Origin of the sequence: Jeotgalicoccus sp. WY2 (assembly GCF_018437745.1) — a bacterium.
Taxonomy (GTDB): Bacteria; Bacillota; Bacilli; order Staphylococcales; family Salinicoccaceae; genus Jeotgalicoccus; species Jeotgalicoccus psychrophilus.
Window position 1 is genome coordinate 19775 of record NZ_CP049818.1, and the last position, 16414, is coordinate 36188.

Sequence of the window (16414 nt, forward strand, 5' to 3'; positions counted from 1 at the left end):
TAGCTGATCGTTTCAAGATTTGAAACGATTAAATATAAGGGAAGTAGCTGAAAGCCGGAACTTCAAATACTGCGATTTTACTGTTGAAATCGATATTCACACTGTCTTTATCAGGCAGATAAACATCGTTAAAATATCTTAAGTTCTCTTTCAGCAGTTTTTGATCATTCTTGAAATCATTACTCGTGACTTCCACTTTGTAAAACGGATTAATCAGTACAAGCGGCAGGCGGAGAAACTGACTCAGCTGATTCAGCATACGTTCAACACTGAACTCTTTAATCAGCATTGAGTTCATACGCTGCTGAACTCCCAGCGCATAGTATAATTTCTCGGTTTCATCTTGTGATATATATGTTGAGATGCTGTGCGTCGCCTGACCGAGCTTCCAGTTTTCGGGTATTTCAATCAGCGGAAAACCAAGCTTATTTGCGTGATCAATCACTTCTTTATCGATTGAGTGAATGAAGCGCGACAGCTTAATACCGAGTGCCGCAACAGGCACGCTGTCGAGCTCGCTGATAAAATTAATCAGCGCCTGCTGATCATCTTTAAAATTCATTGCAGTCGTAAGCAAAAGTGTGTGTTCGGAAGTATAATCCTTAACATCGGGAGTTTCTGTAATATCGACGCTGGTCACTATGCGCGATAAGTCCGCATCTTTATTTATTAATTTAAAATTGCTGAAGCGTTCTAATGATAAAATTTCTCTAATAGATACCAATTATTCATCACCTAAAATCCTATCTATAAAATTTTGTACAAAATGCACAAATTTAATAAGCAGACATCATATTTTAACTATATTTATTTACTCATATAATAGTACACTAATAATAAATAAAACTTAAATATAATTCATCGGCTGTGCGTTTTACCGCCTTTCTTAGGGGTATAGTATACAGAAAGATGAGTGATATTTTTACGTTTTACAGAATGGTCAGGAGGAATTATAAATGGCTTTTGATTTAGTTATAAAAAATGGTCTGGTAATTTTACCAGGTGGAGAAAAAAACGTTGATATCGGTGTAATTGATGGTAAAATCGCCTCAATCGCTACAAATATTGATGCAGGCGACGCTCGGGTTGTTGATGCTGGAGGTTTAATTGTATCACCAGGCATGATCGATGCTCACGTACATATCAGTGAGCCGGGCGGCAGTATCCGCGATCACTGGGAAGGCTACGACACAGGTACACGCGCATCAGCAAAAGGCGGTGTCACTTCATTTATTGAAATGCCTTTAAACCAAATTCCGGCAACTGTTGATGCTGAGTCAATTCAGACGAAATTCGATGCGGGTGACGACAAACTATCTGTTGATGTTTACAGTTACGGCGGATTAGTACCATTTAATCTTAACGGCGGTATTCAGGAACTGGACGACAACGGAGTTGTTGCATATAAAGCATTCGTTGCAACAGCCGGGGACCGTACAATCGAAGGCGACTTTATGAATGTTGACGATTATTCTTTATATGAAGGAATGCGTCAAATTGCTAAGACAGGTAAACTTTTATCAATTCACGCTGAAAACGGTCCGATTACAGATAAATTAGGACAGCTGGCACAAGAACGCGGTGAAACATCACTTGCAGCTTATGTAGACTCACGTCCTGTTTTCACTGAAATTGAACCAATTCAGAAGATTATTTTATTCGCTCGTGAAACTGGCTGCCGAGTGCACATTGTACACGTTGCATGTGCTGAAGGAATTGATCTAATCAACGAAGCAGCAAACAACGGTGTAGATATTACATGTGAAACTTGTACGCATTATTTATACTTCTATAAAGAAGAACTTGACGATATCGGACCGGTAGTTAAATGTTCACCGCCAATCCGTGAAAAATCGCGTCTTGAAGGAATGTGGGAACGCGTATTTGACGGCAAGGTAATGTTTGTTACAAGTGACCACTCACCATGTACACCGGACTTAAAAGATACGGACAATGCATTTGAAGCATGGGGCGGAATTTCAGGAATCCAGAACAACGTAGATATGCTGTTTGATGAAGCAGTTCAAAAACGCGGTATGTCACTTGTGCAATTCTCTGACATTATTGCGACGAACGTTGCAGCACGCTTTGACCTTGAAGGAAAAGGGCGTATCGAAGTCGGATACGACGCTGACTTTGTATTAATTAAAGGTGACTCTTCTTACACAGTAGAAAAAGAAGAATTAGAATACCGCAATAAAATCAGTCCATATATCGGACGTGAAATCGGCGCACAGGTTGCCGGCACAATTTTACGCGGAGAAGAAATCTATTCACTTGAAAATGGCGTAAGTGACGCTAAGATTGGTAAATTTTATAAATAATTAAAGGGAGCACCGCGCAATTTTTGATTGCGCGGTGCTTTTTTGAGGGATGCAATGACAATGTGACAAGGACAGAGTCAATAGAAGTAGTTGTATACCCAATGTTGAATCAACAAAGTCAACAAAACTCGGTATTTATCGTAAAAATATACAAAAAAACACCGGCAAGTTGCCGATGCTTTCAACTAATCAAATATTTACTTCGACTGTTCAGCCATAAACTCAACAGCGCGTTCATAAATCTCAATATTTTCTGGACTGACTTGCTGGTCGAAGTTGTGCGTTGCAGTGTCGACTTCGACGAACTCAGCCGCCGCTGCAGTTTTCTTCAGTTTACGGCTGAAAAATACCGGCACATCCGGGTCGCCTTTTCCGTGGACGATAAACACCGGAGGCAGTGCCGCAAGGTCTTGATTAGTGAGTCGGTATTTATCGGATTCAATATCAATTCCAAGAAATTCATGCCAATTACCAGCGTGTCGATAGTATAAATAGAGCAAATACCTCGGGTCCGGCGATTCACTCACCGTCACATAATCACGAATATTAGAAGATGCAAGCTCTTCTGTCAGCATATTTGATAAATGTTTTTGGTCGTGCGGCAGGTAAGAAAAATCGCTGTGTGTAAAGTTGAAATAGCCGTAGAAATCAATCACACCGGCGATATCAAAGTCCCGGGCAGTGATTAAACTTAAAAAGCCGCCGGCAGAACGGCCCATAATATAAACTTTATCGTGTTTCAAAGATGACGCGAAGTGATATATGTGATGTAAGTCGGTAAAAATATCATCGATATTAGATTCCGGCGCTAATCTGTAATCAGAGGCGAGGACGTCAAAGCGGCGTCCGAGCACTTTTATATATTCTGAAGGGAGGTCTATTCTTTCTCCGAATACAAGGCCGCCGCCGTGTAAATAAATTAATGTACCAAGTACATCTGATTCATTATCGGCGGTGCTTTCATACAGATCACCGTTGAGCGTATAAGTGTCAGTTTCTTTTATCGTTACTGTGTTCATGGCTTGTGAAAACCTCCTTTATTTACTTGTACTATTATACAGAGTAATGAATTTTTCTGTATTTGTCTAAAGTGAATAATTCCAAGAGGGATGATTGTTAGAACTGTCAATGCCTCAGGCGGTAATTAAATCTATAATTATAAGTGAAATAAAATGAGTGGAGTGGATAAAACAATGGATATTCGTGAAACCTTTCTAGAACTGGATAAACAGTTTACCAGTTACGGCGGTCTTGAGCCCCGCGGTATTACACGATTACTATATTCTGAAGAATGGCGCGAAGCGGTCAATGCACTGCAGGCCATCTTCAAAGAAAACGGCCTCGAAGTTTCAAGCGATGCAGTCGGTAACGTATCCGGCCGCCTCATCGGCAGTGAAAAACCTGACGAAACAATCATGAGCGGGTCGCACATCGATACCGTGACTGAAGGCGGTCATCTGGACGGACAGTTCGGGGTTCTAAGCGCCCTCGTCGCAACACTTTACTTGAAAGAAAAATACGGTCAGCCGAAACGTACGCTTGAAGTACTGTCGATTGCCGAAGAAGAAGGGTCACGTTTCCCTTATACTTTCTGGGGCGTTAAAAACTTCTTTAACCTGCAGAACAATGACGATGTAAAGATATCGTGTGACGGCGAAGGAATTAATTTGTCGACGCAATGAAAGAGTCATGTTTTATTTAAACAGACGATAAAGTGCGCGATGATATTAAAGCGTTCGTTGAAGTTCATATCGAGCAGGACAGATTTTAGAAAAAGAAGAAAAACAATTGGTGTCGTTACTGGTATTGTTGGTCAAAAACGCTACACAATTAACTTAAAAGGTGAAGCGAACCATGCAGGTACTCACCGATGGGCTACCGTAAAGATGCGGTTGTAGCATTTACTGAAATTGCAGACGCTTGTGCAAAAAGCGCGTGAAATCGGTGACCCGCTAGTTGTAACTTTCGGCAGTGTCAAACCGGTTCCCGGCGTAGTTAACGTTGTACCTGGTGAGTTGAATTCTATAGATACACGTCACATCGACGAAGCTGAACTGAATTCATTTGCTAAGACGGTAGAAGCAACAATTAACGAAGTTTCAGACAAATACGGTATCACAGCAGATATAACTTATGGATGGAACAGTCACCTGCATTAATGGATGATTCAATCGTTAAGATGATCGAAGAGTCAGCTGAAAAGTTGCAGGCGGTTCTTATAAAGTTATGCCTTCAGGTGCCGGCCACGATTCACAGATTTTCGCAGGCTACATGCCGACGGGAATGATTTTCGTTCCGTCAATCGGCGGTATTTCTCATAACGTCGAAGAAGAAACTGATGTTGAAGATCTCGTTAAAGGTATTGAAGTACTGGCAGAAACCTTTACAAATTAGCGTATTAATCGATAAAAAAATTGGATATTAAGAAAGGGAGATTTTAAAATGGGTTACTTAAACCACCAGCAAGGATACAGAGAAGGATTCTTGAAACACGTTCAATCATTAAAAAAGGAGACTACGCGGTAGTTACTCCGGATGGTCTTGTAAACAACGTAGTACCAGGCTTCGATGACTGCGATATGTCAATCTTAGGTTCACCGCGCATGGGTGCACGTTTTGTAGACTACCTTGTAACAGTTAAAAATCAGGGTGGAAACACTCAAGGTTTCGGCGGAGACGGCGTACAGACTTTCATGTATGTAGTATACGGAAACGTAACTGCAACAGTTGACGGGGAATCTTTCGAACTGTCAGAAGGTGGATATATCTACGTGCCGCCTCACTTAGAACTTACTTTCGTGAACAGCAATAACGGTGAAGACAGCTGCCTGTTCCTTTACAAGAAACGTTACCAGGAAGCTAAAAATGTGGGCAAACCGTCGTTACAGGCAATGTAAACGACATTCAGGCTAAAGCTTACGAAGGCATGGACGAAGTGCTTGTACAGGATTTACTACCTGCAGACATCGCATACGACATGAACTTCCACATCCTGTCATTTAAACCAGGTGCTTCACATGGTTATATCGAAACACACGTACAAGAGCACGGTGCTTACGTATTAAGCGGACGCGGAATGTACAACCTTGATAACAACTGGATGCCGGTTGATAAAGGCGACTACATCTTCATGGGTGCTTATGCATTACAGGCAACTTATGCAGTTGGTCTTGATGAGTCATTCTCATATATTTACTCTAAAGATGCTAACAGAGACGTTGAAATCTAATTCACCTATTCAGGAGGCAATGACATGTCAGAAAATCTAGTAATTTCGAATTCATCAGAACTCCGCGGTTTATTTAAAGAAAAACTGATGCTGAATGGCGTGCCGGACATATTTGCAGACCGTGCGGCAGACGTCCTCGTGTGGGCAGATGAGCGCGGTATTCACTCCCACGGTTCAGTCCGTATGCAGTATTACTCGGAACGCAGTGCAAAAGGCGGATTCAATAACGATCCGGAGCTTAAGTTTGAGAAAACAGGCCCGTCAACAGGTATATATCACGGCGATAACGCACTCGGTCACTACGTTGCTAATGAAGCGATGGAAGAAGCAATTAAACTTGCTAAAGAATCAGGAATCGGTGCAGTCGGCGTAAGTGAAATGAGTCATTCGGGTGCTATCGGCTACTTCGTGCAGAAGGCAGCTGAACAGGGAATGGTTGCTTTATCACTGTGTCAGTCGGATCCGATGGTTGTACCTTTCGGCGGTTCAGAACCGTACTTCGGTACGAACCCGATTGCTTTTGCGGCACCGCGTAAAAACGATACGCCGATTGTTTTCGATATGGCAACAACAGTGCAGGCCTGGGGTAAAATCCTCGATGCACGCTCTAAAAATAAAGATATTCCGGATACGTGGGCGGTTGACAAAGACGGTAACCCGACAACTGATCCGTACGCAGTCAATGCACTGCTTCCGGTAGCAGGACCGAAAGGTTACGGTCTGATGATGATCGTCGACATTTTATCAGGCAGCCTGCTCGGTTTAAATCACGGTAAACATGTTTCAAGTATGTACAAAGACTTAAGTGAATACCGCCGCTTGGGACAGTTCCACCTCGTCATTAACCCTGATTTCTTCAGTTCAAGAGAAACAATGGAAGAAAAAATGGATACGATGGTTGATGAACTTCACGAGAACAAACCGGCAACAGGCTTTGATCAGGTATACTACCCTGGTGAATTAATGGAAGCTCAAAAAGCAGAATATGAAAAAGACGGCATTCCGATTCCGGAAGATATTATGGAATTTCTTAAATCGGAAACACCATACTAAAAGGTGAGGTTTTGTAAATGCGCGTGTCAAAAGAAGAACTATTCAATTTAATGAAAGATAAACTTCAAAAAGCAGGCTTAAAAGAAGATGCAGCGGCTGATATTAGTGATGTACTGACATTTGCTGATCACCGCGGCATTCATTCCCACGGTGCAGTACGCGTTGAGTATTATGCTGAACGTATTGCAAAGGGCGGCATTACGAACAATCCCGAATATAAATTTGAAAAGACAGGGCCATCGACAGCGATTTTAGACGGTGACAACGGTCCCGGCCATCAGGTTGCAAAACAGGGTATGGAGCGTGCGATTGAAATTGCACGCGATAACGGGGTGGCTGTCGTCGGCATGACGAACATTTCTCATTCCGGCGCCCTCGGTTACTTCGTTGAAGAAGCAGCAAAACAGGATATGGTGGCAATTTCTGTCTGCCAGTCCGATCCAATGGTTGTGCCGTTCGGCGGCACAGATCCATACTTTGGTACAAACCCGATTGCTTTCAGTGCACCGACAAATGACGAGCGTATTATTACGTTCGATATGGCAACGACGGTGCAGGCATGGGGCAAAGTGCTGGATGCACGTTCAAAAGGCAATGATATCCCGGACACATGGGCTGTAAACGATAAGGGTGAACCGACGACGAACTCAAGAGATGTTCACGCACTCGTTCCTGTAGCAGGACCGAAAGGTTACGGTTTAATGATGATGGTTGATATTCTGTCAGGCAGTCTTCTGGGACTTCCTCACGGTGTCCACGTTTCCAGTATGTACAAAGATTTATCTGCAGGCAGACAGCTTGGTCAGCTTCATATCGTTATTAACCCTGCATACTTTACAGATGTCGATGCATTTAAACAGCAGCTTTCTGTAATGCTGGATGAACTAAAAGAACAGACACCGGCTCCAGGTTTTACTGAAGTCAATTATCCGGGCGAACGCGGTAAACTGCGTGCCGATAAGTATGATGAAGAAGGCATCGAAATTGTCGATGAAATATATGATTACCTCGTGAGTGACGATATTCATTTTGATCGCTATCACGAGAAAAATAGATTTGCAGAATAAATATGGAGGTAAATGATGTTATATACAATTATTAAAGAAAATACGTATCAGGATTCTATCGTATTAATGCTTTTGAGCCAAAAATTAAGCGCTATGGACGGAGTGGACAAGGCTTCGGTAATGATGGGAACACCTGCGAACAAAGATATTTTTAAAGGTGCAGGACTTGGTACACCGGAATTAGAAACAGCAAGTGCAAACGACATTGTTATCGTTGTCGATACTGCGGACGAAACAAAAGTTGATGAAGTAAACGAAGCGGTCGACACTGAACTTGCCGGTGGCGGCGGTTCTGACGATTCAGCTAAAAGCAGTGAAGCACACAACTGGAAACGCGCACTTGAACTTGCAAACAAACCAAACCTTGCAATGATTTCAATTCCCGGCACATACGCTGCAATGGAAGCTGAAAACGCAATTCGCAATGGTCTGCACGTATTCATGTTCAGTGATAACGTACCTAAAGAAGACGAAGTTCGTCTAAAAGAACTTGCACATGAAAAAGGCTTGTTAGTAATGGGTCCTGACTGTGGTACTGGTATTATCCACAGCGTGCCATTAGCATTCACAAACACTGTAGCACAAGGTGACATCGGTGTGGTCGGTGCATCAGGTACAGGAATCCAGGAAGTTACGACAATTGTTGACCGTTTAGGTAAAGGTGTAACTAACGCTATCGGCACAGGCGGGCGTGACTTATCAACAGAAGTCGGCGCGATTACTATGCTTGACAGCATTAAAGCGTTAAACCAGGATCCAAAAGTTAAAGTTATTACTGTAATTTCTAAGCCGCCGGCTAAAGAAGTACAGGAAAAAGTAGAAAACCTGCTGCGCAGCATCGACAAACCTGTTGTTGCACTATTCTTAGGTGCTAAACCTGAATACCAGGAAGAAGCTATTTATCACGCTTATACTCTTGAAGAAGCAGCAGTAGCATCAGTTCAGCTGTCAAATGGTGAAGAGGTTAAATTCACTCCAACTTCAATCGACGGGCTTAAAGCTGACTTTGATGACAACCAAAAAGGCATTAAAGCTTACTACTCAGGCGGTACGCTTGCGAGTGAAGCAGCGATGATGATTAAACATTCACTTGGTGAAGAAGAAATTAAAGATGAAGGTTTCACTTATAAATCAGCATCTCACGAAGTTATCGACCTTGGTGATGACATGTACACTCAAGGTAAACCTCACCCGATGATCGACCCTGAAAAACGTATCGAAGCATTAGAAACATCTGCTGACTCAGAAGATACTGCAGTAATTATGCTCGACAACGTTATCGGTTACGGTTCACATGCTGACATGGCTTCAGAACTTGCGCCGACAATAAAACGTATTACTGACAAAGCAGCTTCAGAAGAACGTTCACTAGTAGTTCTTGCAACTGTAGTCGGTACTGATAAAGATGCTCAAGGTTATGATAAACAGCGCCAGATTTTAGAAGAAGCGGGTGCGGTAATCTGTGATACAAACGATCAGATGGTACGTACAGCAATCGAATTAATCGGCGGTAAAGTGGCTCAGCCTGAAACTGAAATGAAATCATTCGATAAAGGCACTGAAGATCTGTCAGTAGACGAGAAGATGATGAGCCTGATTTCAAATAACCCAAGCGTTATTAATATCGGACTTAAGAGCTTCACTGAAGCTGTTGAAAACAGCGGAGCAGAAGTTGTACAGTTCAACTGGCGTCCGGTTGCAGGCGGAGATGAGAAGCTTATGAAAGTACTTCAATTCTTAAACAATTATGAAGGAGAGAATGTATAATGGCTTACCAAACTATAGATGAAGCAAACAAAGCAGTTGTTCAAAAAATGATTGGTTCAGCACCTTTCTTAACAGATGTTGTTCCTGCACATACAGTAATTCCGGAATTGACTGAGCATGTATTATTACATGCCGGTCCTCCGATTAAATATGAAAACATGACTGACCCGATGCAGGGTTCATGTGTCGGCGCTATTCTTTTTGAAGGATGGGCTGAAGATGAGCAGGGTGCACGTGAATTACTTGAAAACGGTAAAATCACATTCATCCCTTGCCACCACGTTAACGCAGTAGGACCAATGGGCGGTATTACTTCAATGAATATGCCACTTGTAGTCGTTGTTAACAAAGAGCACGGGAACGAAGCTTACTGTACTCTAAACGAAGGTATCGGCGCGGTTCTCCGTTTCGGTTCTTACAGTGATCAGGTGCTTACACGCCTTCACTGGATGAAAGATGTACTTGGTCCTGTATTATCTAAAGCACTTAAAACTATGGACGAAGGCTTAAACGTTAACGTACTGGTTGCTAAAGCAATTGCTATGGGTGACGAATTCCACCAGAGAAACATTGCTGCATCATTAGCATTCTTAAAAGAAGTTGCTCCGGCAATTACTAGTCTTGAAGATGTTTCGCTTAAGGATCGCGAGGAAGTTATGCAGTTCCTTGCAGACACTGACCAGTTCTTCCTGAACGTTGCAATGGCAACAGCTAAATCAATGACTGACGCTGCACGTACTATCGAACACGGTACGATTGTTACTGCAATGTGCCGTAACGGTGAAAACTTCGGTATCCGTATCGCTGGTATGGGTGACGAGTGGTTCACAGCGCCTGTAAATACACCGCAAGGTCTGTACTTCACAGGATATTCAGCAGAAGATGCAAACACGGATATCGGTGACTCGGCGATTACTGAAACTATCGGTGTCGGCGGTATGGCGATGATCGCTGCACCAGCTGTTACACGTTTCGTAGGTTCAGGCGGCTTCAACGACGCACTTGAAACGAGTAATAACATGGCTGAGATTACTGAACAGGAAAACCCTAACTTTATTATCCCGACTTGGGACTTTAAAGGTGCTCCAACTGGAATCGATGCACGTAAAGTAGTTGAATCAGGAATTCTTCCTGTAATTAACACAGGTATTGCACACAAAGTTGCAGGATTTGGTCAGATTGGTGCGGGTACAGTTAACCCTCCAATCGAATGTTTCGAGAAAGCAATTACAGCTTACGCTGCTAAATTAGGTTTTGAAGCATAAATGATATATGAGTCAAGTGCGATCGGTGAGATCGCACTTTCCTTGTTAAAAACAAATCAAGCAATGCGTGTGCACAGTATTTTCAACAATGGTTTTAATATTGTTAATGATAAAAATGATTTAATTTTTATCGGCACAAATAAGAACGGTTATTTTCCGTTCGGCATTACAATAAATAAATATACAATGCATTATATAAAAGAAACACTGCAGGTCGGAGATATACTGAAGACAGCAGCATCATCACTTAATCATAATGATTTTATGCTGTCGAACAGAAATGCAGAAGTTTATTTATATAGTAAAGTTAATAAAAGTGACACCGATTCAATAAAAAGTGTTGTCAGCAGCTATGATTTTTGCGATTATAACAGCAGTGACTTCAGCAGGGATAAACTAAACCGCATTCTGGCGGATTTAGAGAATCCTGATGTTGATTTTCCACTCGCTTATTTAGTCGGCAGAGGACAGGGACTGACACCGTCAGGTGACGACATTATTACAGGTATACTGTATATAAACTGCCTCGAACCTTTTATTGCAGAGAATCATCTGAACAGCCTCAAGTTGTATATACGTGAAAGTGTAACGACAATTGTCAGCGAGAACTTTATCAGCCTGGCACTCGAGGGTGTTTTTTCAAGACGTATTACAGATATCGGCGAGACACCAGACAAAGAAACAGTGGATGCGCTTCTCGAACTGGGCTCCAGCTCAGGGCGCGACACGTTGTACGGTATTTATATGACATTAAATAGGAGATGAAACAATGGGTAAAAAAGTAGTTTTAGCATTAGGTGGTAACGCAATTTTACAGCCTAAACAAGAAGCAACATTTGAAAACCAGTATCAGAACGTAGTCAATGCAGCAAACCGTATGGTTGAAATTTCGGAAGCAGGTCACAAAATCGTCGTTACACACGGTAACGGACCTCAAGTTGGTAATATCATCGCTCAAAACGAAGCAGCTAAAGAAGATATTCCGGCAATGCCGATTTTCGTCAACAATGCTGAGTCACAAGGCATGATTGGCTACATGATGGAATCTGCGCTTAAAAACAGACTGACTGAAGGCGGCGACAACACTAACGTTGTTACGCTTCTTACTATGGTTGAAGTCGACAAAAATGATAAAGCATTCGATAACCCGACTAAACCAGTTGGTGTATTCTTCACTGAAGAAGAAGCTAAACAGATGACTGAAGAAAAAGGCTATCAGATGGCTGAAGATGCAGGACGCGGATTCAGACGTGTTGTTCCATCTCCGGAACCCAAAGTAATCCACGGTGTGGACGAAATTAAAACATTAATCGAATCATCTATCGTCGTATCATCAGGCGGCGGCGGAATTCCGATTTACCGAGATGAAAAAGGTCAGATTCACGGCGTAGAAGCTGTAATCGATAAAGACCGTTCAGGATTAAAACTTTCAGAGCAAACTGAAGCAGATGTCTTCATGATGCTGACTGACGTTCCTAACGTCTACATTAACTTCGGTAAAGAAAACGAAGAAAAATTAGAAGCTATTACAGTTGAAGAAGCAGAAAAACACGTTGCTGACGGACAATTCCCGGCAGGTTCAATGCTTCCTAAAATTGAAGCAGCAATCGCATTCGCTAAACACGAAGGCAAAGAAGGCATCATCTGTTCATTAGATGAAGCAGTATTAGCACTTGAAGGTAAAGCGGGCACTAGAATTAAACTTTAATATAGATTAAAAGCGGTGAAGACTGAGGTCTTCGCCGCTTTTTTTGGCTTGTCTTATAATAATTTTTTATCGGTATTTTATTCATAATCCATCTGACTAAGAGTGCAATACCGATGATTATGCCAACATAACCAAAGATTGGATAGAAGAAATTAACCAGATCGACAAAGCCGATAAATGTTAAAAGATATCCAATTATGAGCATTGCTGCAAGCAGCAGTTTGTAATTTTTTGAGTAAGGTATTGTAAATCTTGCTGCCACCGAGTAAAGCATGCCGACAACGGTATTGTAAATCAGCAGAATGATAATAACCGAGAACAATGTGCCAAGCACCGGGTGAATCGCATTTGCCATAACCAATGTCGGTAACGCCACTTCATTTGCTTCATCAAGCACAGCGAGCATTCCTGTGTTTAATAAGAGCAGCATAACGACAAAGATAATACCGCCGTAAACAGCACCGCGTCGTGCGACGAACTGTTTATCAGCATCAGCACCCATAATAGAGAGGAAACTAAATGTCACCCCTAGAACGATACCGGCATAAGTAATAGAATCAAACCACCATAAACCAGTCGGTGTGCGGCTGATATCTGCAACCTGATTGACCTGATCAATTGCGACGCCGGGATTCATTATGTTGATCACAGAAATAATAAATACCGCAATCACAAGGAATGGTGTAACCACGCTGAGTACGGTGAGGATTTTATCGAAATCCATAAGTAATGTAAAAAATAACAGAACAATTAATATTATTGTTCCAATCCACGGTTCTATGTTGAAACTTTCTTTAAATGCGGAGCCGCTTCCCGCAATCATCACTACTGCAATACCATACATAAAAATAGTAAATACATAGTCAATAAGCGTACCTGCAGTTTTCCCGAATAATTTATTCAATGGTACTTCATGGGAAGGTACATCATATCTGTAACCCAATTTGGCAGTCTGTCTGCCGATAAATATTACACATATTGCAGTGAGCGCTATCCCTGCAAAACTCCATAGTCCAAAACTGGTAAAGAACTGTAAAACTTCCTGTCCAGTTGAGAACCCTGCACCTACGACAATACCTGTATAGGCGAGCGCGAATTTTATTGCATCTTTTTGTGAATCCACAAAAAATCTCCTCCTAAATAATTAACACAAGTCAATATACTAACACACTTGGAATTTTATAATAACCGTGATTGTGTAAAAGGTAATATAAAATTAAATGTAAATTCATGTAATATTATTTCTAAATATCAGTTGTACAGTTTTGCGATTTTTGTATGCTGTTTGGACTGGACGCCTTTTTTGAGGAGTTTTGTTGTATAACTGAAGTGACTTAGTATTTTGCAGGAGGCGGTTATATGTTTTTGAATACTCGAGGCAAATCACATGACTTATTTTACGAAACGCTGCAGAGAAGGTGCGAATTAACGAGTGTAGAGAAAAGCTGGTTTAAAACATTTCAGAAAGGCTTTGAAGGCGAATGCTTATACGATGAGATTTTTGAAGACGTTGGGCATGATGATGTTTTAGTTTACCGGGACCTTTATCTTAAACTTGGAAAATCAGTTACCCAGTACGATGCTCTGGTAATTAACGATGACGGAATAATTGTTAACGAGATAAAAAACTACATCGGAGAATACAAGGTGGAGGGCGGGGACTGGTTCAGAAATGGACAGAGAATATCCGAAGAACCGCTGGCTCAGCTGAACCGGGCTGTTGGAAAATTAATCGGCTTGAGAAATTCGGTGAATGGTAATTTTGGAATCAGCGGAAAACTGATTTTCGTAAGCGATGATTTTTATCTTCAAACCGATGACAACTCGCTGTGGGGCAAAATCGTTGTGCGTATGAATCTGCGGAGATATTTGAGGGAGTTTCGGGGCGGGAAGATTAGTAATAAGTCGCAATTTATAGTCCGGCTGCTCAGTGAGAATATAGTCGAGAACCCGTATATAGATAATAATGTGGATGAGGAAAGATTGAGGAAGGGAATATATTGCGGGCAGTGCGGGAGTTTCAATTTGATAAAATCCCGGTTTCATTTAGTCTGCAGTAGCTGTGGGAGCAAAGAGGTTAATGAAACGCATTTACTCAGGGCAATGAGCGACTATCAATTTTTATTTTACGGTAAACCAATGACACGGACTGCGTTTATGAATTTTATTGGTTACAGTTTAACATCTAGAGTTGTTTACAGAATCTTATTAAAACACTGTTATGTTAATAAAAAAGGCAATCAAACAGCATATATATTTAAATATCAAAATTTTGAGGATGCTATGGGGAAACCAGAACTATTTATCAAATATAAAGACCATTTGAAAGGATAAAGACTGTTTGGGTTACCATGTGCTTTTGACATGGTAGTCCGGGAGTGTTTGGATTACCATGTACTTTTGACATGGTAGTCCGGGAGTGTTTGGATTACAATGTACTTTTGACATGGTAGTCCGGGAGTGTTTGGATTACCATGTATCTTTGACATGGTAGTCCGGGACTGTTTGGATTACCATGTACTTTTGACATGGTAGTCCGGGAGTGTTTGGGTTACCATGTATCTTTGACATGGTAGTCCTACGACGCAAAATACTGCTCTGACACTTAGAAAAGCCCAAATACATCAAAAAAACCCCATCCACACACAGGCGGATGGGGTTTATCACATCTACAGCAGCTTTTTCTTCGTATTTTTGTTCATTATCCAGCGGACAAACAGTGCGGCGGATATCGCCAAACCAATATAGCCTAAAATCGGGTAGACAATGTTGACGAGTTCAACGAATCCGACGTTAGATATGATGAACGCTGCAATCAGCGACACGACGAGCATGATTTTGTATTTTCCTGTGAACGGTTCTGTGAAGCGTGTCAGGAACGGGTACATTAATCCGACGACTGAGTTGAATATCAGCAGGATAATGATAACCGAGTAGACTGTGCCGAGCCAGGGTGCCATGTTGCTTGCCATTGTCATTGCGGGCAGCGGGACTTCGTTTGCTGTCGGCATAATTGACAGTACACCGACGTTCACGAGTAACATTAACAGCATAATTATCAGTCCGCCGTATATCGCACCGCGCCGTGCAATCGCATGACGGGATGCTTCAGATCCCATAATCGATAAAAAGCTGAACGCAGTTGCCAGTGCCAGACCGGCATAAGTTACCGCATCGAACCACCAGAATGAAGTAGGTGTACGAGAAGGGTCAACGACGGTGTCGACTTCCGAATAAGGGACTTCCGGATTTAATATGTTGTAACCTGTAATAATGATCACAGCGATAATTAACAGCGGCGTGATCCCTCCGATAATATTGACGATTTTATCGAAGTCGAGCAGCAGTGTACCAAATGAAATTAATATCATAATGAGTACACCAATCTGCGGATGTATACCGAATGCCTGACTGAATGTAGCACCGCTCCCCGCAATCATAACAACTGCGATTCCGTATAAAAAGATATTAATACGTAGTCGATAACGAGTCCAAGTTTTTTTCCAAATAAAACCCTTAGCGGCGTTTCATGAGAATCTGCATCCAAACGGAATCCGAGTTTTGCAGCCTGCCGGCCGACAAACATTAAAATCAGCGCGGCGAGTATAATACCAGCAATACTGATCATTCCGTGACTTGAGAAAAACTGTAATACTTCCTGTCCTGTTGAGAATCCTGCGCCGATGATAATGCCGGCGTATGCAAAGCCGATTCTCCATGAGGCACGATTTTTACCTTGTGACATAAATTCATCTCCTGTTAGTGGTTTACATAACTTATATATAAACTATTCAAAAAAAAAACATCCAAAATAAAATGACAGAAGAAAACACCCTGCAAATTACGGTGAAGTAATGAGCAGGGTGCATGTATTATTCTTCGTTATTGTCTGAAAGTTTTTCTGCAAGTTTACGCGCTTTAAATTTTAAAAATACCCAGCGGACAGTCAGCATGACACCGATAATTAACCCGACATATCCAAATAATGGATAGATAATGTT

Annotated in this window: 17 protein-coding genes and 1 pseudogene; 13 read left to right on the forward strand and 5 right to left on the reverse strand. The window is 41.8% G+C overall.

Going from position 1 to position 16414, the window contains the following annotated elements; translation table 11 throughout:
- Positions 1 to 28: 28 nt before the first annotated feature.
- Complete coding sequence (locus G4D76_RS13975) at positions 29 to 724, reverse strand: PucR family transcriptional regulator ligand-binding domain-containing protein (RefSeq protein ID WP_250130044.1); 696 nt, start codon at positions 722 to 724, stop codon at positions 29 to 31.
- A gap of 232 nt (positions 725 to 956) precedes the next feature.
- Here G4D76_RS13975 and allB point away from each other — a divergent pair, with 232 nt between their 5' ends.
- Positions 957 to 2324 carry an allantoinase AllB gene (gene allB, locus G4D76_RS00115; RefSeq protein ID WP_213810204.1) on the forward strand — a complete coding sequence of 456 codons (1368 nt, stop codon included), beginning with the start codon at positions 957 to 959 and terminating at the stop codon, positions 2322 to 2324.
- Positions 2325 to 2521: 197 nt separating this feature from the next.
- Here the strand turns inward: allB and G4D76_RS00120 are convergent, their stop codons facing one another.
- Complete coding sequence (locus G4D76_RS00120; RefSeq protein ID WP_213810205.1) at positions 2522 to 3343, reverse strand: alpha/beta hydrolase; 822 nt, start codon at positions 3341 to 3343, stop codon at positions 2522 to 2524.
- Positions 3344 to 3517: 174 nt separating this feature from the next.
- Between G4D76_RS00120 and G4D76_RS16410 the strand changes: the two genes are divergently transcribed.
- The 11 genes and pseudogenes from G4D76_RS16410 to arcC all read left to right on the forward strand — a co-directional run bounded on the left by G4D76_RS16410 (position 3518) and on the right by arcC (position 12413).
- A complete protein-coding gene (locus G4D76_RS16410) occupies positions 3518 to 4006 on the forward strand; it encodes a M28 family peptidase (protein ID WP_371814525.1) in 489 nt (162 codons plus the stop codon).
- A gap of 39 nt (positions 4007 to 4045) precedes the next feature.
- Entirely contained in the window at positions 4046 to 4222 is a 177-nt protein-coding gene (locus G4D76_RS16415) for a hypothetical protein (protein ID WP_371814526.1), read from the forward strand.
- A 24-nt stretch (positions 4223 to 4246) separates the two neighbouring features.
- Entirely contained in the window at positions 4247 to 4483 is a 237-nt protein-coding gene (locus G4D76_RS16420; protein WP_371814527.1) for a hypothetical protein, read from the forward strand.
- A 67-nt stretch (positions 4484 to 4550) separates the two neighbouring features.
- Positions 4551 to 4718 carry a M20/M25/M40 family metallo-hydrolase gene (locus G4D76_RS16425; RefSeq protein WP_371814528.1) on the forward strand — a complete coding sequence of 56 codons (168 nt, stop codon included), beginning with the start codon at positions 4551 to 4553 and terminating at the stop codon, positions 4716 to 4718.
- Between the two features lie 48 nt (positions 4719 to 4766).
- A pseudogene (gene allE / locus G4D76_RS00130) lies at positions 4767 to 5553 on the forward strand ((S)-ureidoglycine aminohydrolase).
- Between the two features lie 24 nt (positions 5554 to 5577).
- Positions 5578 to 6606 carry an ureidoglycolate dehydrogenase gene (gene allD, locus G4D76_RS00135; RefSeq protein ID WP_213810206.1) on the forward strand — a complete coding sequence of 343 codons (1029 nt, stop codon included), beginning with the start codon at positions 5578 to 5580 and terminating at the stop codon, positions 6604 to 6606.
- Between the two features lie 17 nt (positions 6607 to 6623).
- A complete protein-coding gene (gene allD / locus G4D76_RS00140) occupies positions 6624 to 7673 on the forward strand; it encodes an ureidoglycolate dehydrogenase (protein ID WP_213810207.1) in 1050 nt (349 codons plus the stop codon).
- 15 nt (positions 7674 to 7688) lie between these two features.
- Positions 7689 to 9440 (forward strand): acyl-CoA synthetase FdrA, encoded by a 1752-nt coding sequence (gene fdrA / locus G4D76_RS00145; protein ID WP_213810946.1) that lies wholly within the window; start codon positions 7689 to 7691, stop codon positions 9438 to 9440.
- Entirely contained in the window at positions 9440 to 10705 is a 1266-nt protein-coding gene (locus tag G4D76_RS00150) for a YlbE family protein (RefSeq protein ID WP_213810208.1), read from the forward strand. Before fdrA ends, G4D76_RS00150 begins: the two co-directional genes overlap by 1 nt.
- Complete coding sequence (locus G4D76_RS00155; RefSeq protein WP_213810209.1) at positions 10706 to 11470, forward strand: oxamate carbamoyltransferase subunit AllH family protein; 765 nt, start codon at positions 10706 to 10708, stop codon at positions 11468 to 11470. It abuts the gene before it with no gap.
- A gap of 4 nt (positions 11471 to 11474) precedes the next feature.
- The gene (gene arcC / locus G4D76_RS00160; protein ID WP_213810210.1) at positions 11475 to 12413 is read left to right on the forward strand and encodes a carbamate kinase; all 939 of its coding nucleotides are present in this window, start codon (positions 11475 to 11477) and stop codon (positions 12411 to 12413) included.
- On the opposite strand, the gene G4D76_RS00165 is transcribed toward arcC, so the two are convergent.
- Entirely contained in the window at positions 12403 to 13536 is a 1134-nt protein-coding gene (locus G4D76_RS00165; RefSeq protein WP_213810211.1) for a YkvI family membrane protein, read from the reverse strand. The genes arcC and G4D76_RS00165 overlap by 11 nt on opposite strands.
- A 236-nt stretch (positions 13537 to 13772) precedes the next feature.
- Here G4D76_RS00165 and G4D76_RS00170 point away from each other — a divergent pair, with 236 nt between their 5' ends.
- Positions 13773 to 14747: a nuclease-related domain-containing protein gene (locus G4D76_RS00170; RefSeq protein ID WP_213810212.1), complete on the forward strand. Its 975-nt coding sequence runs from the start codon at positions 13773 to 13775 to the stop codon at positions 14745 to 14747.
- Positions 14748 to 15082: 335 nt separating this feature from the next.
- Here the strand turns inward: G4D76_RS00170 and G4D76_RS00175 are convergent, their stop codons facing one another.
- Positions 15083 to 15853 (reverse strand): YkvI family membrane protein, encoded by a 771-nt coding sequence (locus G4D76_RS00175; RefSeq protein ID WP_250130045.1) that lies wholly within the window; start codon positions 15851 to 15853, stop codon positions 15083 to 15085.
- Positions 15850 to 16158 (reverse strand): hypothetical protein, encoded by a 309-nt coding sequence (locus G4D76_RS13980; RefSeq protein ID WP_250130046.1) that lies wholly within the window; start codon positions 16156 to 16158, stop codon positions 15850 to 15852. Before G4D76_RS13980 ends, G4D76_RS00175 begins: the two co-directional genes overlap by 4 nt.
- Between the last annotated feature and the right edge of the window lie 256 nt (positions 16159 to 16414).